The following is a 19,293-nucleotide window of genomic DNA, read 5'->3' as shown; positions in this document are numbered from 1 at the left end:
GGGCTGCGGGACCGCTACGCTATGACCGCCACGACGGGGGCGAGGTTCAGCGTAGCATCCGGCCCGCGGCGCGCGCGGACCGCCGTTCCAGGCCGGACATCCGCGGGCAGTCCCGGCAACTTTAAGGGACGAACCCCGATATACGCCGAAACAAACCGCAGAAAGACGTAAATCCACGGTTGCAAGAACTTTCCCGCGCTCCCCGGTAAAATCGCGCCATTCGTCGTTCCCACCAATTTTCAATACGCTTCCTGGAGGATCTCTTTCATGGCCCTAGTTTCGATGCGCCAGCTGCTCGACCATGCCGCCGAGCATGGCTACGGCATACCTGCTTTCAACGTTAATAATCTGGAACAGGTCCAGGCCATCATGGAAGCGGCTGCCGAAACCGACAGCCCGGTCATCATGCAAGCCTCGGCCGGCGCCCGTAAGTACGCCGGCGAAGGCTTTCTGAAGTATCTGATCCAGGCGGCCGTCGAGTCCTATCCCCACATCCCCGTCGTGATGCACCAGGATCACGGCCAGTCGCCGGCGGTCTGTCAGGGCGCCATCAACCTGGGCTTCTCCAGCGTGATGATGGACGGCTCGCTGAAGGAAGACGGCAAGACCATCGCCGACTTCGACTACAACGTCGAAGTCACCCGCAAGGTCGTGGAAATGGCGCACAAGGTCGGCGTCACCGTGGAAGGGGAGCTGGGCTGTCTGGGCTCGCTGGAAACCATGGAAGGCGACAAGGAAGACGGCCACGGCGCCGACGGCAAGCTGAGCCTGGAGCAGTTGCTGACCAATCCGGAGCAAGCCGCTGAATTCGTGCGCAAGACCGACCTGGACGCGCTGGCCATCGCCATCGGCACCAGCCACGGCGCCTACAAGTTCACGCGCAAGCCCACCGGCGACATCCTGTCGATCTCCCGCATCAAGGAAATCCACAAGCGCCTGCCCAACACCCACCTGGTGATGCATGGCAGCTCCAGCGTGCCGCAGGAGTTGTTGGCCGAGATTCGCGAATTCGGCGGCGACATGAAGGAAACCTACGGCGTGCCCGTCGAGGAAATCCAGGAAGCCATCAAGTTCGGCGTGCGCAAGATCAATATCGACACCGACATCCGCCTGGCGATGACGGGCGCTGTCCGTCGTTTCTTCGCGGAAAACCCGACCAAGTTCGACCCGCGCGAATACCTGAAGCCGGCGCGTGCCGCGGCCAAGGATATCTGTGTCAAACGTTATACGGAGTTCGGTACCGCCGGCAACGCCAGCAAGATCAAGGCAAAGCCGCTGACCGACATCGCCCAGGCCTATGCCAGCGGCAAGCTGGCCCAGGTCGTGCAGTAAGTAGCAAGGAACATTCTCGTGACATCAGCCCTGCTTGAATCCAGCATCAAATCCCTGCCTCTGCTGGGGCGCGGCAAGGTGCGTGACATGTACGCAGTGGGCGACGACAAGTTGCTCATCGTGGCCACGGACCGCATCTCTGCCTTCGACGTCATCCTCGACGACCCTATTCCGGGCAAAGGCCAGGTTCTGACGGAACTGACCGAGTTCTGGCTGGGCAAGCTGGGCCACATCCTGCCCACGCACTCCACCGGGGTGCGTGCCGAGGATGTCGTGGCGCCGGACGAAGTCGACCAGGTGCGCGGCCGCGCCGTGGTGGTCAAGCGCCTCAAGCCGATTTTGGTGGAAGCGGTGGCCCGCGGCTACCTGATCGGCTCGGGCTGGAAGGACTACCAGGCCACCGGTTCGGTGTGCGGCGTCGCGCTGCCCGCCGGCCTGCAGCAGGCCAGTAAGTTGCCTCAACCCATCTTCACGCCGGCGGCCAAGGCCGAATTCGGCAATCACGACGAGAACGTGGATTTCGCGCACGTCGTGAAGGAAGTGGGGCAGGAGCTGGCCGAACGCATCCGCGACGTGACGCTCAAGCTGTACAGCGAAGCCGCGCGCTTCGCCGAGACCAAGGGCATCATCATCGCGGACACCAAGTTCGAGTTCGGCCTGGATGACGCGGGCACCTTGCATCTGATGGACGAAGTGTTGACGCCGGATTCCTCGCGCTTCTGGCCTGCCGACGGCTACAAGGTGGGCATCAGCCCGCCGTCCTTCGACAAGCAGTTCGTGCGTGACTATCTTGAAACCCAGCCTTGGGACAAGACCCCGCCCGCGCCGCGCCTGCCGGCCGACGTGGCGGAGAAGACGGGTGCGAAGTATCGGGAAGCGCTGGATCGCCTGATGGCGTGATTACCCGCGCGATGCCGGGCGAGGGCGTTGCCCTGGCCTGGCTTTGCCTGTTGCATCGAACGGCCGCCCCATGGGCGGCCGTTTGCCATGCTGCGGCTGGCGCGCCGTCACCGTTTCCTAGTGTTCTACCTAATTGCCCGTCTCCCCCAAGCGACCTAAGTTCAAAGATCGCACGCAACCCGGGAGACACCTCATGAAGAAACACTTGTCCGTATTGGCCGCCGCTGTCGCGCTGGCCTGCGCTTCGGCCAGCGCGGTAGCTGGTCCCATGTTCGACGCGGTCAAGAAGAAAGGGTATGTGCAATGCGGCCTGAGCGACGGTGTGTCCGGCTTCAGCGCCACCAACAGCAAGGGCGAATGGGAAGGCATGGACGTCGACATCTGCCGGGCGATCGCCGGGGCGATGTTCGGCGATGCCTCCAAATACAAGGGCACCGCGCTGTCGACGCAGCAGCGCTTTACCGCGCTGCAGTCCGGCGAAGTCGACGTGCTGATGCGCACGGTGACGCTGACGCAGACCCGCGATACTTCGCTGGGCCTGGAAGCAGTGGCGGCCAGCTTCTACGACGGCCAGGGCATTCTGGTGCGCAAGTCGCAGAACATCAAGAGCGCCAAGGAACTGGACGGCGCCACCGTCTGCGTGCAGCCGGGCACCACCACGGAATTGAATCTGGCCGACTGGTTCCGCACCAATGGCATCAAGTTCACGCCGGTGGTCATCGACAAGGTTACCGAGGTCGTGCGCGCCTTCGAGTCGGGCCGTTGCGATGCCTTCACCGACGATGCCTCGCAGCTGGCGGCCGTGCGCGCCACCCAGTTGGCCAAGCCGGACGACTATGAAATCCTGCCGGAGCGTTTTTCCAAGGAACCGCTGGGTCTGATGGTGCGCCAGGGCGACGATCAATGGCGCGGCGTGGTCCGCTGGACCCTGTTCGCGCTGATGGAGGCGGAGGAATACGGCATCACGCAGAAGAACGTCGACGAGATGCTGAAGAGCCCCAATCCCAACATCCAGCGCATCCTGGGCGTGACACCAGGCGCGGGCAAGAATATGGGCCTGGACGAGAAGTGGGCCTATAACGCCATCAAGGCGGTGGGCAACTACGGCGAGATCTTCGAACGCAACGTCGGCAAGCAGAGCAAGCTGGGGCTGGCGCGCGGGACGAATGCCCTCTGGAACCAGGGCGGCGCCATGTATCCATGGCCTATCCGCTGATCGCCGTGGGGCGGCGCGGCCGGCCAGGTGGCACTTAAATCCCGCCGCCCCGACTTTGAACTATCCTAAGGGTCGGCCGCGCCCGGGCCTCGTGCATTTGACGATGAGGCTGCGGCGCGGTCGTTACCTGGGGGATGAAGCAATATGAAGTTCGCCGAGTTCAAAGAAGGCATGGTGATCCGGGGTGGCCCGCTCACGGTGACGGAGGCCGAGATCCTGGCCTTCGCCCGGCAGTACGACCCGCAATGGTTTCACTCCGATCCTGTCCGCGCCGCGGAGGGGCGCTGGGGTGGACTGATCGCCAGCGGTTGGCATACCTGCGCCTTAGCCATGCGCATGGCCGTGGACGCCGCGCTGCATGACTCGGAATCCTTCGGCTCTCCTGGCTTGGGCGAAGTCCGCTGGCGCGTGCCTGTGCGGCCGGGCGATCAGTTGCGCCTGGAAGCCCGCGTGCAAGGCAAGCGTACGTCGTCGTCGCGTCCCGACCTGGGGATTACGTCGTGGACCTGGACGGTGTTGAACCAGCACAACGAAGGCGTGCTGGAGCTGGACGCCACCATCCTGTTCGACCTGAGCGAAGACAAATCGGGCTGACATGACGGCGCCCCTGGCCTTTGCCATCGACGCATCGACACCGCGACCCATGACCATGCAGCTCTCTTCTTCCAGACGCGTGCAGCGTCCGCGTTTCATCGCTATCGCGGCTGCGTGCGCGGCAGGCTATGCGGCCATGGCCGCCGTGGCGCACGCCGCGCCCTTGCCCACGCCGCCGATCACCGCTTCCGCGGGCCGCCCCGGCGGCAATTACGTTCTGGACCAGGCCATCGTGGGCCTGGACATGCTGGAGAAGGTCGCAGCCGTATGCCCGCGCTTGAGCCGTGAGGAAGCGCGCGTCAAACAGCTGGAAAGCGTGTCCCTTGATCGTTTGAAGGTTTCGGCGCGCAAGGTCTGGGAGACCCAGGCCGCGCAGCAGCCGCCCGTGCTCATGACGGCGCAGCAGGCGCGCCGGGTGGTGACCAATGCCGGCGGCTGCGACAGCCCGGCCCTGCTGCAATGGCGGGGCGGCGCCCTGTGGCTGGCGGACACGTCGACCCAGGTGCTGGCCGGCGACGCGCCGGCCGACCGCGCGTGGCCGCGCCAGGCTGCCCTGGAAAAGCCGCTACGCCTGACCGTACTGGGGTGGCAGCGCAGCCTTGACCGCGTCTCCGTCCAGTTGCTGGTGACCAACGAGGGCGCCGCGCCCGTTCGCGTGGCGCTGCTCGCTTCGCAAACCTTCGCGGGCCTGTGCACGAAGATCGCGTCGCCCAATCTTCCTTTGAATGCCGGCTTCGCGCCCACCACATGGGCCGAGGTCCCGGCGCGCAGCCAGATGCCCGCGTTGTGGGTGCTGGACGCGGGCTGCAAGACCGAGCCCAGGATGAACGTGGGCGGCACCTTGGTCATCGACCAAGGCAAGGGGCCGGTATATCGGCGCTTTCTGCTGCGCGGCGTAGGGCCCGCTCCCGCGACCGAAGCCTCCGCGCGGCCGTCCGGACCAGGGAACCGCTGAAGTATCTGACACGGCCTCGAATGTGAAAAACGGCCGCCCCATGGGCGGCCGTTTGTTTGGCTGCGCCCTGGGTTACGAAATCTGAGTCCTAACTCCGCAGAACGCGTTTCCGCGCCGGTTCTGTATCTGCCTACGCTTTTTGTTACTCAGAACGGCTTCGGAAGCCAGTGAGCCTCGTTGTCATGGTCGAAAAGGGGAGGGTAATCGTATCTATATGTGAGCAACTCGTTGCGAAGGATTACTCACGCCCTGCTCGTATCCCCGAGCAGAATCATCTCACCCCTTCCACGCCCGACCATCAGAGAGAGAAAAATGGCACTCACATTCACCCCGACATCCGCGTTATTGGTTCGTGACGCTGCAGGCACGGCCTCGCTGGTGATCACGATCCTGGATAAAAACGGCGCCGCACTCAGCTTGAAAGCCGTGACCGCCCAACTCCAATTTGTGGGCAATCCGCCCAATACCTCTCCCAACGCCACCATCGTCCCGACCACGACAGACGCAACTGGCAAATGCACATTGGCCATCTCCAACATCACCGCCTTTACCCCGGACTATCAGTTGCAAATTTCCGCGGATGGCGACTCCGGAATTCTGCCCACGACTATTTACTTCTTAAAAGAGTTTACCGTCACCGCCACGCCAGCCTTGCTCCAGGACCCGGGTTCGATCTCGTTTGACGCGACAGTGACGCGTATGGCTGTCGACGAAACCATTCCCTCGACCGTCAAATTAAACTGGTCCGCGTCCAATACCGCGCTGTTCAACTCAGTCACCGACACAGGTGATGGCGCCACAAAAAAGTTCAGCCACAACAGTATCGTGTTCGACAAGAATGCCATCGATGACAATCGGGAAGCTCCGTTGACGGTTGCCGTCCAGGCCACCACGGCCAATCAGGTCGGCGGTCCCCAACGAAGCGCGAGTGCCCAGATTGGCTATCTTGACGCCCCCCTCTATATGCCTGGTGTACAGACTGGCAAAAATATCATCGATGACGACACGATGCGGGCCGGCAGCATCCCCTGGGCCATCCCTCCAATAAGAAGCACGTCGCCCGACCAGACCCATGTGACCCTGTACGCGAGCCTTACAGAGGTGCCTGATGCCGATGCTCTGAAACAATCGGACGTCATGGTTCTGAATCCCTACAGCCTTGTTCCGGATCCGACCAAGTACACGTATTACGACACGCCGACAGATAACAACGCTTATGCGCACAACCATAAGACGTTGAATGTGTTTTATTCGGTTGTCGATACCAGGATCAGCCCGCTGGTTGCGGGACTGTCACGCACCGCGCAGGTCCTCGTAGACCGGGCGAGTCTGCCCGACAGCCCTGTCGACGGTCGGCTCGCCCCCTTGGCGCTGTCCCAATACACGTATGGAGTAGCGGATGAGGCGTTGAAGACCACCTTGGTTGCCACGCTGTATCTCACCGGCGACCGCGCGCCAAACGCAAGCGACATCATCACGATATACCTGCACCTGGTCGGATACACGTCGCAGAACCTGGGCCAGACGAAAACCATTGCGCTGGCGCCTTACCAGCTGACGGCAACCGACATCGCCAATGGCACCCCAATTCCGTTCCCGTCAGTACCGCTCAAGACCGATGGATTTACCTACGACAAACTATCGAATATCGAAGGATCCAACGGAAGCGTGTATTACACGGTGCAGGCCGCAAGCGACGGCCAGATCACCCAGAGCGAGGCGCGCTCCGTCGTGATTGCCACGGTGCCTCCGCACAGCGGGGAGCCTGACGCCATAGAGAATTTGAAATGGGCGCTGGCGCACATGGAGAGCCGCCATGACCGCCGGAGCTAAAGAGCCCGCAACCGTGGCTGCGGTTGCGCTGCTTGATCCCCCGAAATTGCATGTCGACGTGGGCTATGCCATTACCGATCAAATCCTGGCTGGCCAGTCCTCGCTGCCGGTGGAGATTCCTTTCTATTCGAATAATTCGCCAGGTGACCTGATCAGCTTGTTCCTGAACGGCCACGTCGTCTATTACCAAACCTACAACCAGGGCGACAGTTTTCCGCTGATCCTGCCTGTGTCGGTGCAGTCGTTCAATTTCACGGGCCGTGCGAATTTCTACTACAAAGTCAACGGAGTCAAATTTCCGCTTAATTCGCAAAATTCGAATACGTCGTCCCATGGGGCGTATCGGGTCTATCGGACAGGATACGACGATCCCGACAGCAATAATAATTCGGTCTATCCGCCGCCCGTGGTGAAACCCGCGCTGTTTAACGCGGCCACGCTCAAGGCCAACGGCACCGTGGACGTCACGGTTGATCTGACCCAGTTTCCGCCGGACAAGCAGCCGAAAGCGGGTGACGAGCTGGGCATTTATTTCGAACTGGTTGCAACGACCGCGAATGCGCCACTGAATCCGACGTTCTATCCCTTGACCGATGGAACGGACCCTGACGGGTTCAGGCGCCCGTTGGCGGATAAGCAGACGACATTTACCCTTTCCGTCCCGGCCGTGCAACTCGGGAAAATCGATGGCAATAACGGGGTGGTTTATTACTCCCACTTCGTTGCTGGATACGATGAATACCAGTCGAGGAGGGCGCCCGTCATCATCGACACGGTTTCCCCCTTTAGCGCGCCTTGATATTTCACTATTTCGCTGCCGAGCAATTTTTCAGATACGGGAGATATCCATGGCTTTGGCTTCGAATAAGAATGGCGGCGCTGCGGCGCAAGCGGCCGCTCTCGCCAGCCCTCTGTATATGCCGGGCTACGAAAATGGCCAGGATGCCATTACCGACGAGACGATTCGAGCATATGCGGCGGTAGGTATTCCATGGGCTATCGCACCCGTCTCAGGACTGGTCGCTGGCTCGGGATCGACCTTCATCAATATGTATGCCAGTCCTGAGCCACTGCAGTCGTTGGATGACTTGCACCGTGCTGATGTGAAGCGGATCGCATATATCGCTGCGAGTGCAGATAACTTTACCTATCCCTCTTCACCCGTTGCGCTGTCCGCATTTATGACCAACGGAACGTTGTATGTGCATTACACGGTCACTGACAGTTCGATTTCGGCGAAGGCAAGCGGCTTGTCGACGGCTGCGGTGGTCGTGGTGGACCGAAGCAATCCCGGTGCTCCCGATGTCATCGACCCCAGGCTCGTACCGCTGGAGCTATCCCAATACTCGTACGGGGTTCGAGATGTTGCCGCGAATCGTGTAATGCGCGCGACGTTTTTCTTCGACGCGCCGCTTACGCTGAAGGCGAGAGATGTCATCACGGTTTACATGGGTTTGAAAGGGGCCGCCACTTCGAATCTCGGTCAGACACAGAGCAGGCAGTTGCTTCCCTATACGCTGTCGGCGTCCGATATAAGCAGTGGTGCCCCGATTGTTTTCCCCAGCCTGCAAACCGGTTTGGATAACGGCTTCAACGCAGCCAGGCTGAACAACATTGAGGCATCAGACGGGCTTGTCTACTACACCGTCACCGATGGAAGCAACGGCAGGGTTACCCGCTCGGCCTCGCGTTCCGTCACGGTGGACACCGTCACGCCGCACTCCTAGGGCTACCGATAGGCCCGGGATCAACTCCAATTTTCTTTTCTGAATGAATTTTTCCCCTCCCCGAAAAAACTACTGATACTGGAGATCGCTAATGGCCGATCTGACCTTTAATCCGACAAAAGTCGTCGTGGTGAGTACCGATTATCTTGACCCGCTAAATTTTGAAATTCAAATTTTGAAAGATGGCGCTCCGGTTAACAATCAGGACGTTGCAGTATCCGTCGATTGCGGCGGCAAAGTACAAGCCACTTCTACCGAAGGCACGGGGAAAACCACCGTGACTTGGTACGACCTGCCGAATATAACCAGCTTTACGGGCGGCAAGCTGACCGTGACGGTGGGACAAGATAGCGGAACGTTAGATCTTCAATTGATCATCCTGGCTGGTTTTGGTTTCGACGCCGCGCCGCTCGTGCTGGAGGAGGCCGGTGATATAACCTTCACGCTCAGAGGCCAGGAATTCGGCAACGCGGGGCTCCCGGCCAATGTGAAAATTGCCTGGACCTCAACGGATCTGACGAATTTTCCAGTCGACTTCAGCCCCTTGAGTGGCAATCCAGCGGCGTCGACCTACACGCAGAAAACGAAGACCATGTCCGCGCCCTACATAGAGCAAAATCGGGGCAGCACCATAACCGCGACCGTAACAATTCAGGATCCTGACGGCGGACAGGTACAGCCGGGGATTCCGCAAAAGAGCATTACGGCGCAGCTCGGCTATCTTCTTCCACCGATATACGTGCCTGGAGCGGACACTGGCGACACCACCATCGACGATGACACCATCGCGATTTATGCGGACCAAGGCGGAATACCCTGGGGCATCAAGCCGGTTCTGGGCCTGGCGGCCACAGGCACGCTCACCGCCAAGTTGTACGCCAGTCCGACCGAGTTGATGTCATTGAGTGATCTGCAATCGAACAGGGACGTCCTTTTCCTGGGCGCCGGGCGTTTACATAACGAGGCTTATACGGAGATCGGCACGCCTGTTACCGACGCGGCATATCAGCAGGCGTATGCCGAATTGTTCGTGCATTACACAATCACGGATTCGACGTATTCACCCGAGGCGGAAGGTATTTCCCGCGGAACGAAGATCACCGTCGAACTCGAAAATCCGACGCCTTTGATCGACAGGACGCTCATCCCCCTGGAGCTTTCGCAGTATCAATATACGATGGAAGACCTTGCTGAGCAGAAGGTCATGGTGTCTACGTTCTATTTTCCGCAGAAACGCACCCTGAAGGCTGGCGACATAATCACGGTAAAAATGGATCTGACAGGTATCGATGACGACAATCTGGGACAACCAGGCAGCAAAGAGCTGGCGCCGTATACGTTGAAGGCCGAAGACATCAGCAGCAAGCTGCCGTTAATATTTCCAGGTGACAAAACCGGCAGTGACAACGGTTTCGACTCCACCAGGCTGGCCGACGTCAAGGGCTCGACCGGTCAGGTTTATTACACGGTTAATTCCGGCGGCAACATAACAACCGCTGCTTCGCGTTCCGTTACCATTTCCACCGTCCCGCCCCATTCTGGTGTGGAGGATCCTGGCAGTTAGGGATGCCGAGATTCATATAGAGGCTCTGCGGCTAACCACGCCGAGGCTCAGATAGAGGACCCCAGCATGCAGTACGTAATGGAAGATTCGCGTGCGATTTTTCCTATGTTTGCTGATTCAAGTCCTGGGTAGAGTTCATAAAACGCTTTTTCCGGGCAGGGAAATCTTCCTGCCCTCGCCCTTTTTCGAGCGGCGCAAGCGCTTTCCTCTCCAGCCTATCTGAAACTTCGGTCATGAAGCCAAATTACGCAAATTCATTTATTCCTTTGCTGGGTCTTGCCAGCGCTTTGCTTTGCCTGTCGACACCGGCTGCCGCGGCAACGATGCCGACGTGTGGGCTTTATCAATCCAGTTCGGCCGCGTTACGGGGACCCAATACCACTAGCGCGCCGTTTGTCGTCAATGGCGGCAACAGCCAGACGAATACCGGGCAAGACTGCGTGACCTACGAGGTCTCGGGTGCGAACAGTCAACTGGCCATCGGCAACAACGGGATCTCGGGCAATGTCATTGTGCAGAATAACGGTGCGTTGACCGTCAAGAGCGGCGGCATCGTCTATGGCTACGCGCTGGCGGGAGGTGGCCTACAGGCGAGCGACGACTTAAGGATCGCGGGACCTTATGGCGGAGCCGGCAGCGTCGTCGTTGAGGCGGGCGGTCAACTGGACGCGGCGCTCATAGGCGATGACTCAACCCTCACGGTTGGTAGCGCCGCGCCTGGCGCCGCACAGGCCTCGGTCGGCTGGATCAAGACCTCTGGCGCGACGACCATCAACGATTCGATAGTGAGTACTTCCCTGGCGGAAGACTTTTCGAATCGAAACCCGGGCGCCAACCCTCAGTCGATGTACAACGGTGCGCTTCAGGTAAGCGGTAACAAGACCACCGTCACCGACTCAACCATTTCGGCCGATAGCGCGACCCTTCTTGCGCACGGTGTCGTGGTGCAGGCCGATAACGTGACGCCTGGCGCGAACCCCTCCTTCATCGAATTGGATATGAAGGATACGAAGGTGAGCGGCAATATCGATGGCATGTTCGTGCAGGACGACGCCGGTCCCAACGATGTGCCGATTCTCGTGAACGTGACGGGCACCACGCAGGCGCAAAGCAGCTTCACCGCCAACGCGGGGGCCGCCGTGGATGTGCGCCGTAACGCGGCCGCGGGGGCGGCCTGGAATATCAATATCGACAACAGCACGCTGACGGGCGGCGCTGGCGTCACGGCCACGAGCTCTCAGGCCGGCCCGACCAATATGACGTTCACGCGTACGGCCATCACGGCCAACACCACGGCTCCAGGCAATACGAGAGCACGGGGCGTCGGCGTGTATACAGCCGGCAACGTGAATGTCACCCTGGACAACGGCACCACGGTTAGCGGCAACACGACGCCGGTCACTGGCGTGACGAATCAGGCCGACGGTCTGGCCGTGGACTCCCTGAGTGGCGTGACCTTGGCGCCCACCATCGTGATCAAAGGGGGCTCGTCGATCATCGGCGGCGTGAACGGCGCGGCCATCCACGTCCTGGATCGCAGCAATGCGTCGCCCGCGGCGGCCAATATCACCATCAGCGGTGGATCTACCCTGCAGGCCGGCAGCGGCAACACCCGCATCATCCAGGTCGATACGGGCGGGCGGGCCAATGTGAGCACCGACACGGTCAATCTGACGGGTGATGTCAGTGCCTCGGGCGCCAATGCCCAATTGCAATTGGATGCTGGCGCGGGCTCCATCATCACGGGCACTTTCAGCGCCGACACGGCAGCTGCTTTGACCCTCACCGCGACGAACGCCACGTTGAACGGCAACGTCAACGCCGATGGCGCGGGCACCACCGCCGCTATTGGCGTGTTATCGAGCGGCGTGCTCAATGGCAACGTGACAGCCACCAACGGCACGACACTGGCCGTAAGCGGTGACGGCGCCGGGGGCATGGTCAACGGCGCGATCAACGCCAGCGGCGCCAGTCCCACTACCATCAACTTGAGCAATACCGCTCAGGTCACGGGTCCCATCACTATCGATGGCAGCACCGCGACGATCAACCTGGCCAGCGGCGCTCAAGCCCTGGGGGGCCTGGCGCTGAAGAACGGCGCGACCGGCACGCAAGTCGTGGTGGACGGCGCCGGCTCTTTGCTGTCGAACGGCGGCAACACCGCCATCAGCGTCGACGGCACGGGTACCACGGCCAACATCTATCTGCAGAATGGCGGCCGGTTGGACGCGGCGGCGGGTAATCCGCTGGTCAACGTCACCAATGCCGCGCTGGCCAACGTGACGCTGGACAACACCACGCAAGCAGGGGATCTGACGCAGGACGCCACCAGCAAGCTGAATGTGACGTTGCAGAACAACGCCACGCTGACCGGTAATCTGGCCACCAGCGCCTTGGCCGTCAACAGTGGCTCCACATGGCGGGTGGGCAACCAGATCAGCCAGTCGGTCGGTGATCTGAGCATGAACGGCGGCACCATCGATTTCAACTCGGGCACCGGTCCGTTCAAGATCGTCACGGCGTCTTCGCTCAATGGCAGCGGCAATCTGAACATGGGCGTGGATTTCAAGCCGGGAGCGAGCAACGATCAGTTGAACATCGACGGCCAGGCCAATGGCTCCTTCGGCATCAATGCCAACGCCCAAGACCAGGGTGTGGAAGATCCGCGCAACAACATTCCGATGGTGTTCACCCAAGGCGGCAACGCGCAATTCGCCATCCTCGCCGACGGCGGCAAGGTGGATGCCGGTATCTACACCTATACCTTGCAGAAGGCAGGCGATGACTGGGTGCTGGTGCGCAGCGGCACGCAGCCGGTTCCGCCCCCTGACCCGACCAATCCCGCCGCGCCCATACCGACACCCACTCCCACTTCCACGCCGACTGGGGAACCGACTCCAACACCTGCGCCTGCTCCCTTACCCGCGCCGGAAGACCTGTCGCCGGCGGCCAAGACCGCGCTGAGCATGTCGGCGGCGCTGCCTTACGCGTTCTACGGCGAACTCGGCACCTTGCGCCAGCGTCAGGGCGACCTGCGCATGAACAAGACCGACAGCGGCTTGTGGGCACGCAGCTACAGCACGTTCAACCAGATTGCCAAGTCCGCGGCGCCGCCATTCCAACTGAACCAGTACGGCGGTTCCCTCGGCGCCGACAAGCGCTTCCTGCTGTCTTCCGGCGATCTTTATGTCGGTGGCTTCGGCAGCTACAGCTACAACACGCTGGACATCGACGGTGGATCGACGGGCCGTATCAATAGCTACGGTGGCGGTGCCTATGCCACCTGGATGTTGAGCAATGGCTGGTACCTGGACTCGGTATTGAAGGCCAACAACTTCGATAACGAACTGCGCGTCGTCGGCAGCAGCGGCAGCAACGCGCGCGGCAAGTACAGCACGCCGGGCTTCGGGGGCTCCATCGAGTTGGGCAAGCACATCGACATTGGCAACAACGGCTTCATCGAGCCCTATATGCAGTGGGCCGGCTTCGTGGCAAAGAGCGCCAGTGAAACCCTGGACAACAACTTCCGCGCGCACTACGGCACGGCCAAGTCCGTGCAAGGCCAGATCGGCATGCTGGTCGGCAACAACTTCGAGTTCAAGAACGGCGTCATCGTGCAGCCCTACATCAAGGGCGCGGTGATCCGGGAGTTCATCAACAACAACAGGGTGACGTTGAACGGGACCGAGTTCACGCAGGATATGTCGGGCAACCGCATGCTGGTGGGCCTGGGCGTGGCCACCCAGCTCAAGCCCAACCTGCAGATCCACCTGGATACCGATTACTCGACGGGCGGGCCGATCAACAACTCGACCAACATCAACTTCGGCGTGCGTTACGCGTTTTGAGCCCGAGGTCGGGCTGGGGGGCGCAGGCGGTTTTACGGCCGCGTCGTCAGTTGCCCGGCCGGAACGCCGCGGCGGCGCGGCCGATGCGGTCGTTGATGGCGTCCCATTCCGCCGTGCGGGGAGGGGCCTCGACCAGGATCTTGCTGTAGCCGCGGTCATCCAGCTCGCGCATCAGCGAGTAGATGGCATGGGCGTATTGCGTGGGATCGGCGGAAACCGGCTGCCAGGTCAGCGCCGGATCCATTTCCAGGGGGCGGGGCGTGTAGCCGATGATCACGCAGCGGCCGGCAGGCAATCCTACGCCTACGACCAGGGCTTCCAGGGTAGGCCTGTCCACCAGTTGCAGCGGTGTTTGCGGTGCGTAGTGCGCCTTCAGCGCGCCGGACACACGTGGCGCGGCGGCATCGGGGGCGGACGGCAGTTCGCCCAGGACCCGCGCGATGTCTTCCGGCCGGATATGGCCCGGACGCAGCAACACGGGACCCATGCCTTGATCCAGCCGCGACAGATCCACGATCGTCGATTCGATGCCCACATCCGCCGGACCGCCTTGCAGCACGGGCATGCCCGCCGCGACCTGATCGGGAAACTCCGCCAGCACGTGTTCGGCGCGGGTGGGCGACACATGGCCGAAGCGGTTGGCCGAAGGGCCCGCCACGCCGCCATGACCGCCCTTGAGCGCGGCGAACGCGCGCAACAGCTGCTGCGCCACGGGGTGCGAGGGGCAACGCACGCCCACGCTGTCCTGCCCGCCGCTGACCGCCGCATCGATATGCGGCGCGCGTTTGAGGATGAGAGTCAGGGGGCCCGGCCAGAATGCGTCGATCAGGGCCCGGGCCTGCGCTGGAATGTCGCGCGTCCAGTAACCCAGGTCGGCTTCCGGCGCGACATGGACGATGACCGGGTGATTGGAAGGGCGACCCTTGGCGGCATAGATGCGCGCCACGGCCGCCGCGTCTTCCGCGTCGGCGCCCAGGCCGTAGACGGTCTCGGTCGGAAAGGCGACCAGGCCGCCGCGCAGCAGTACGCGGGCAGCGTGGTCGATGTCCTGCGGGCTGGCCGCGTTGGCACCGTTGATGGCCTGGTTCATTTCTGTTTCCCCACCGCTCAATGCGGCGCCGGCAATCCCAGGGCCGCGGCCACTCGCGTGGCGTCGGCGCGCGCCTGCCCCATGGTGGCGGCGACGATGGTCACGTGGCCCATCTTGCGGCCACGGCGCGCCTCGCGCTTGCCATAGAGATGCAGCTTGGCGCTGGGTACGGCCAGGGCGGCGGCCCAGTCCGGCTCGCGTTGCGCGTCGCTGTCGTCGGGGTACCAGATGTCGCCCAAAATGTTCAGCATGATGGCCGGCGCCAGCAGATCGGTGCTGCCCAGCGGCAGCCCCGCCATCGCACGTGCCTGCTGTTCGAACTGGCTGGTGACACAGGCATCCATGCTGTAGTGGCCGCTGTTATGCGGCCGCGGGGCGATTTCATTGACCAGCAGGCGGCCATCGCGCAGCACGAAGAATTCCACGCACAGCACGCCGTGGTAATCCAGGCCCTGGGCAATGGCCAGCGCCGCGGCGCTGGCCTGCTGTTCCAGCTGCGCGTCGGGGCCGGACAAGGCCGCCAGGGCGACGGTGGAGACGGCCAGGATGCCGTCGCGGTGCACGTTGCGCGCCACGGGGAACATCACGGTGCTGCCGTCGAAGCCGCGGGCGATGACCACGGAGATTTCATGGTCCAGCGCCAACAGGGCTTCCAGCACGCAGGCCACGCCGCCGAAGTCACCGAAGGCGGCCAGGGCTTCTTCACGGGTGGCGACACGGGCCTGGCCCTTGCCGTCGTAACCCAGGCGGGCCACCTTGAGGATGCCGGGAAACAGCGCCTCGTCGGCCTGCTCCAGGTCGGCGCGCGCGCGGATGGCCGCGTGCGGTGCCACGGCGATGCCTTGCTGGGCGATGAAGGATTTCTCGGCGATGCGGTCCTGCACCACGGCCACGGCGTCGGCGGCCGGGCTGACGCGGCAATGCGCGGCCAGGCTGCGCAGGCTCTGGGCCGGCACGTTTTCGAATTCGGTGGTGACGGCACGGCACAGGCTGGCCAGTTCGGCCAGGCCTTTTTCGTCGTCGTAGGCGGCGTGGATGTGCTTGTCGGCCACCATGGCGGCGGGGCCGTCGACGGCGGGGTCCAGCACCGCCACCTTATAGCCCAGGCTTTGGGCGGCATGGCAGAACATGCGGCCCAATTGGCCGCCGCCCAGCAGGCCCAGCCATTCGCCCGGGGCGATGGTCTTGAAGGGGGCCGCGGTGGTGGTCATGTCGGCGTTGCTGCTTTGTGGACGGCTCATGCCGATGCTCCCTCGGGCGGCACCTTCATATTGCGTGCCACTTCGGTCTGGCGCGCGCGGAACGCGACCAGCTTGGCATGCAAGGCATCGTCGGTGGTCGCCAGGTTGGCGATGGCATGCAGCGCGGCATTGGCGGCGCCGGCCTCGCCGATGGCGAAGGTGGCGACGGGCACGCCCTTGGGCATCTGCACGATGGACAGCAGCGAGTCTTCGCCACGCAGGTATTTGGACGGGACGGGCACGCCGAAGACCGGCACTTCGGTCAGCGCGGCCATCATGCCCGGCAGGTGCGCGGCACCGCCGGCGCCGGCGATGATGGCGCGCAAGCCGCGCGTGCGGGCCTGGGCGCCGTACTCGGCCATGTCTTGCGGCATGCGGTGGGCGGAGATCACCAGCGTCTCGCAGGGCACGCCGAAATCCTCCAGCATGGCGACGGCATGCTTCATGACCTCCCAGTCGCTGGAAGAGCCCATGATGACGCCGACGCGCGGCGCGGTCGGGGACGAGATGGTCGTAGAGGCAGTCATAAGCCGGAGCGCAGTCGTATAAAACCTGGCATTTTAACCGGGGAGCGGGCGGAGGGCCGCAGCCCGCTTTCCTGGGGCCGGATTGCTGCCTTTTCGGGGCGGCGCCCAGGCCCTAGCGCGGCTTATCGGCCGTGGTTGCGGCCGCCGGTAGCGGTTCGGCCTGAACATCGGCCAAGGCCGGCGTGGGCTGCCATTCGGCCGGCAGCCAGGCATAGCCCTGGCCCGGCGCCGGGCAGGTGGACACGCCGCATTGCAGGCCGGTGGCCACCGTCGTGCCCAGGGCCGCGAAGAAGAACAGCCACATGGACAAGGCCGTGAACATGCCGACGCGGCGCGGCATGCTGTTGTCGGTGGCGCGGCGGTCGAGCATCAGCATGAACGTGCAATAGACCAGCAGGACCGCGAAGCCGGCCAGGGACCAGGTGGCGGGCTGCATACCCAGCAAGGTCGCGGGGCTCCCAGTCGCCATGGCAGGCGCGCCGGCGGTAGCAGCCTCGGTCGCGCTGCCGACCAGGCGCGGCAGCACCTGCAAGCCGGCGGCGGCGATGCCGATCAGCGCGGCGGCCAGGGTCATGGCGTAATGGGCCGGCGACGGGCCGAAACGCAGATTCAGCAGCAGGCCGGCGCCGGCCATCAGATACGCCAGGCGTTGCAGTTGAGCGGCGGCATCCGGCGCATAGCCGTGGCCGAACTCCCACACGAGCGTGGTGCAGAGAACCGCGCAGATGGCCAGCAGGGCCAGTGCGTTGAAGGTAATCGAAGCGGGCCGCGGCGGGCGCATGGCAAAGTTCATCATGGCGCGGCGTTTTTCAGGCGGCTGAGGTCATCGGGGGAAGGCTGGACATGCGGCGCGAGGATCATGATCAAAGCCGCAAGCCAGTAAGTGGCGCGAGATGCCATTGGGCCGCCACGGTGGTGGCGAAGATGATCAAGGTCAGTATCCAGAAGGCGAAACTTCCGCCCCGGCGCCCGCGCAATCCAAGCCAGATCGCCAGCGTGCCGAGCAGAAACGGCAGCAGCATGATCATCCCAGTGTCTCCCCTAGCGCCCTCCATATGAGCGAATGCGCCGCACTATAAATGAAGTGCGTGGAAAAGACGACTGCAAAATCGGGGGCGGGGAAGCCCCCTGCCTGGCTGCTCGCGGCGGTGCGTGGCGCGACCGCAAGCAGCCAGGTGTGGCCAGGTATGGCCGGGGACGATCAGGAGAAAGCCTGGATGCCCGTCTGCGCGCGGCCCAGGATCAGGGCGTGCACGTCGTGCGTACCTTCATAGGTATTCACCACTTCCAGGTTGACCAGGTGACGCGCGATGCCGAACTCGTCGGAAATCCCGTTGCCGCCCAGCATGTCACGCGCCATGCGCGCGATGTCCAGCGACTTGCCGCAGGAGTTGCGCTTCATGATCGACGTGATCTCCACCGCCGCCGTGCCTTCGTCCTTCATGCGGCCCAGACGCAGGCAGCCTTGCAGGCCCAGGGTGATCTCGGTCTGCATGTCGGCCAGCTTCTTCTGGATCAGCTGGTTGGCGGCCAGGGGGCGGCCGAATTGCTTGCGGTCCAGTGTGTACTGGCGCGCGGTGTGCCAGCAGAATTCCGCCGCGCCCAGGGCGCCCCAGGCGATGCCGTAGCGGGCCGAGTTCAGGCACGTGAAGGGACCCTTCAAGCCGCTGACCTTGGGCAGCATCTGCTCTTCGCCGACTTCCACTTCGTCCATGACGATTTCGCCGGTGATCGACGCGCGCAGGCCCACCTTGCCGTGGATCGCCGGCGCCGACAGGCCCTTCATGCCTTTCTCAAGGATGAAGCCGCGGATCTTGCCGTCGTATTCGCCGCCGACCGCCTTGGCCCACACCACGAACACGTCGGCGATGGGCGAGTTGGTGATCCACATCTTGTTGCCGGTCAGCTTGTAGCCGTTGGCGGTCTTCACCGCGCGGGTGTCCATGTTGCCGGGGTCGGAACCGTGGTTGGGTTCGGTCAGGCCGAAGCAGCCGATCCACTCGCCGCTGGCCAGCTTGGGCAGATACTTCTGCTTCTGCTCGTCGCTGCCGAATTCGTTGATCGGCACCATCACCAGCGACGACTGCACGCTCATCATCGAGCGGTAGCCGGAGTCGACACGCTCCACTTCACGCGCGATCAGGCCGTAGCTGACGTAGTTCAGGCCGGCGCCACCGTACTCGACGGGAATGGTCGGCCCGAGCAGGCCCAGCTCGCCCATCTCGCGGAAGATCGCGACATCGGTCTGCTCATTGCGGAAAGCGTTGAGCACGCGGGTCGCCAGCTTGTCTTGCGAGTAAGCGGCGGCGGCCTCGCGCACCATGCGCTCTTCCTCGGTCAGTTGGGAATCGAGCAACAGGGGATCTTCCCAGTTGAAAGACGGCGTCGAAGACATGAGTCACCTCGGTTAAAAGTCGTGTTTTAAATGTTCTTTGGTGTTTTTCGGCCTGCCGGCAAGGCGGCGCG

16 protein-coding genes are annotated in these 19,293 nt (G+C 62.7%); 10 read left to right on the top strand and 6 right to left on the bottom strand.

Going from position 1 to position 19,293, the window contains the following annotated elements:
• The first annotated feature begins 267 nt into the window (after positions 1 to 267).
• From fba to ASB57_RS18445, 10 genes are all read left to right on the top strand, one after another.
• Positions 268 to 1,332: a class II fructose-bisphosphate aldolase gene (gene fba / locus ASB57_RS18495; RefSeq protein ID WP_057653555.1), complete on the top strand. Its 1,065-nt coding sequence runs from the start codon at positions 268 to 270 to the stop codon at positions 1,330 to 1,332.
• An 18-nt stretch (positions 1,333 to 1,350) separates the two neighbouring features.
• The gene (locus ASB57_RS18490; RefSeq protein ID WP_057653554.1) at positions 1,351 to 2,232 is read left to right on the top strand and encodes a phosphoribosylaminoimidazolesuccinocarboxamide synthase; all 882 of its coding nucleotides are present in this window, start codon (positions 1,351 to 1,353) and stop codon (positions 2,230 to 2,232) included.
• Positions 2,233 to 2,425: 193 nt separating this feature from the next.
• Positions 2,426 to 3,448 (top strand): amino acid ABC transporter substrate-binding protein, encoded by a 1,023-nt coding sequence (locus ASB57_RS18485; protein ID WP_057653553.1) that lies wholly within the window; start codon positions 2,426 to 2,428, stop codon positions 3,446 to 3,448.
• Positions 3,449 to 3,592: 144 nt separating this feature from the next.
• Complete coding sequence (locus ASB57_RS18480; protein ID WP_057653552.1) at positions 3,593 to 4,042, top strand: MaoC family dehydratase; 450 nt, start codon at positions 3,593 to 3,595, stop codon at positions 4,040 to 4,042.
• A gap of 1 nt (position 4,043) precedes the next feature.
• Positions 4,044 to 4,997: a hypothetical protein gene (locus tag ASB57_RS18475; RefSeq protein WP_057653551.1), complete on the top strand. Its 954-nt coding sequence runs from the start codon at positions 4,044 to 4,046 to the stop codon at positions 4,995 to 4,997.
• Positions 4,998 to 5,309: 312 nt separating this feature from the next.
• A complete protein-coding gene (locus tag ASB57_RS18465) occupies positions 5,310 to 6,830 on the top strand; it encodes a hypothetical protein (RefSeq protein ID WP_156414208.1) in 1,521 nt (506 codons plus the stop codon).
• Complete coding sequence (locus ASB57_RS18460) at positions 6,814 to 7,629, top strand: hypothetical protein (protein WP_057653548.1); 816 nt, start codon at positions 6,814 to 6,816, stop codon at positions 7,627 to 7,629. The genes ASB57_RS18465 and ASB57_RS18460 overlap by 17 nt, the downstream gene beginning before the upstream one ends.
• Positions 7,630 to 7,678: 49 nt before the next feature.
• On the top strand, positions 7,679 to 8,557 hold the full coding sequence (locus ASB57_RS18455; RefSeq protein WP_057653547.1) for a hypothetical protein: 879 nt from the start codon (positions 7,679 to 7,681) through the stop codon (positions 8,555 to 8,557).
• Between the two features lie 91 nt (positions 8,558 to 8,648).
• Positions 8,649 to 10,121: a hypothetical protein gene (locus ASB57_RS18450; protein ID WP_057653546.1), complete on the top strand. Its 1,473-nt coding sequence runs from the start codon at positions 8,649 to 8,651 to the stop codon at positions 10,119 to 10,121.
• 440 nt (positions 10,122 to 10,561) lie between these two features.
• Positions 10,562 to 13,969, top strand: coding sequence for an autotransporter outer membrane beta-barrel domain-containing protein (locus ASB57_RS18445; RefSeq protein ID WP_057653545.1), 3,408 nt, complete (start codon positions 10,562 to 10,564; stop codon positions 13,967 to 13,969).
• A 46-nt stretch (positions 13,970 to 14,015) separates the two neighbouring features.
• On the opposite strand, the gene ASB57_RS18440 is transcribed toward ASB57_RS18445, so the two are convergent.
• The 6 genes from ASB57_RS18440 to ASB57_RS18420 all read right to left on the bottom strand — a co-directional run bounded on the left by ASB57_RS18440 (position 14,016) and on the right by ASB57_RS18420 (position 19,222).
• A complete protein-coding gene (locus ASB57_RS18440) occupies positions 14,016 to 15,059 on the bottom strand; it encodes an L-threonylcarbamoyladenylate synthase (protein ID WP_057653544.1) in 1,044 nt (347 codons plus the stop codon).
• 17 nt (positions 15,060 to 15,076) lie between these two features.
• Positions 15,077 to 16,300 (bottom strand): 5-(carboxyamino)imidazole ribonucleotide synthase, encoded by a 1,224-nt coding sequence (locus ASB57_RS18435; RefSeq protein WP_369822710.1) that lies wholly within the window; start codon positions 16,298 to 16,300, stop codon positions 15,077 to 15,079.
• Positions 16,297 to 16,827 (bottom strand): 5-(carboxyamino)imidazole ribonucleotide mutase, encoded by a 531-nt coding sequence (purE, locus tag ASB57_RS18430; protein ID WP_057653543.1) that lies wholly within the window; start codon positions 16,825 to 16,827, stop codon positions 16,297 to 16,299. Before purE ends, ASB57_RS18435 begins: the two co-directional genes overlap by 4 nt.
• 112 nt (positions 16,828 to 16,939) lie before the next feature.
• Positions 16,940 to 17,623, bottom strand: a complete 684-nt coding sequence (locus ASB57_RS18425) for a hypothetical protein (RefSeq protein ID WP_057653542.1) — start codon at positions 17,621 to 17,623, stop codon at positions 16,940 to 16,942.
• 67 nt (positions 17,624 to 17,690) lie between these two features.
• Positions 17,691 to 17,855 carry a DUF5993 family protein gene (locus tag ASB57_RS31370; protein WP_197424763.1) on the bottom strand — a complete coding sequence of 55 codons (165 nt, stop codon included), beginning with the start codon at positions 17,853 to 17,855 and terminating at the stop codon, positions 17,691 to 17,693.
• A 173-nt stretch (positions 17,856 to 18,028) separates the two neighbouring features.
• Complete coding sequence (locus tag ASB57_RS18420; protein WP_057653541.1) at positions 18,029 to 19,222, bottom strand: acyl-CoA dehydrogenase; 1,194 nt, start codon at positions 19,220 to 19,222, stop codon at positions 18,029 to 18,031.
• Positions 19,223 to 19,293: the final 71 nt, after the last annotated feature.

This window comes from Bordetella sp. N, from assembly GCF_001433395.1.
Taxonomy (GTDB): domain Bacteria; phylum Pseudomonadota; class Gammaproteobacteria; order Burkholderiales; family Burkholderiaceae_B; genus Bordetella_C.
Note: the sequence above shows the minus strand (reverse complement) of the source record. Positions and strands in the feature narration are given on the sequence as shown.

Bases quoted from the DNA above. Each gene is read 5' to 3' on its own strand.
- purE (WP_057653543.1), bottom strand. From the start codon at position 16,827: ATGACTGCCTCTACGACCATCTCGTCCCCGACCGCGCCGCGCGTCGGC.
- ASB57_RS18425 (WP_057653542.1), bottom strand. From the start codon at position 17,623: ATGATGAACTTTGCCATGCGCCCGCCGCGGCCCGCTTCGATTACCTTC.
- ASB57_RS18460 (WP_057653548.1), top strand. From the start codon at position 6,814: ATGACCGCCGGAGCTAAAGAGCCCGCAACCGTGGCTGCGGTTGCGCTG.
- ASB57_RS18435 (WP_369822710.1), bottom strand. From the start codon at position 16,300: ATGAGCCGTCCACAAAGCAGCAACGCCGACATGACCACCACCGCGGCC.
- ASB57_RS18440 (WP_057653544.1), bottom strand. From the start codon at position 15,059: ATGAACCAGGCCATCAACGGTGCCAACGCGGCCAGCCCGCAGGACATC.
- ASB57_RS18480 (WP_057653552.1), top strand. From the start codon at position 3,593: ATGAAGTTCGCCGAGTTCAAAGAAGGCATGGTGATCCGGGGTGGCCCG.
- ASB57_RS18475 (WP_057653551.1), top strand. From the start codon at position 4,044: ATGACGGCGCCCCTGGCCTTTGCCATCGACGCATCGACACCGCGACCC.
- fba (WP_057653555.1), top strand. From the start codon at position 268: ATGGCCCTAGTTTCGATGCGCCAGCTGCTCGACCATGCCGCCGAGCAT.
- ASB57_RS18455 (WP_057653547.1), top strand. From the start codon at position 7,679: ATGGCTTTGGCTTCGAATAAGAATGGCGGCGCTGCGGCGCAAGCGGCC.
- ASB57_RS18485 (WP_057653553.1), top strand. From the start codon at position 2,426: ATGAAGAAACACTTGTCCGTATTGGCCGCCGCTGTCGCGCTGGCCTGC.
- ASB57_RS18450 (WP_057653546.1), top strand. From the start codon at position 8,649: ATGGCCGATCTGACCTTTAATCCGACAAAAGTCGTCGTGGTGAGTACC.
- ASB57_RS31370 (WP_197424763.1), bottom strand. From the start codon at position 17,855: ATGATCATGCTGCTGCCGTTTCTGCTCGGCACGCTGGCGATCTGGCTT.
- ASB57_RS18420 (WP_057653541.1), bottom strand. From the start codon at position 19,222: ATGTCTTCGACGCCGTCTTTCAACTGGGAAGATCCCCTGTTGCTCGAT.
- ASB57_RS18465 (WP_156414208.1), top strand. From the start codon at position 5,310: ATGGCACTCACATTCACCCCGACATCCGCGTTATTGGTTCGTGACGCT.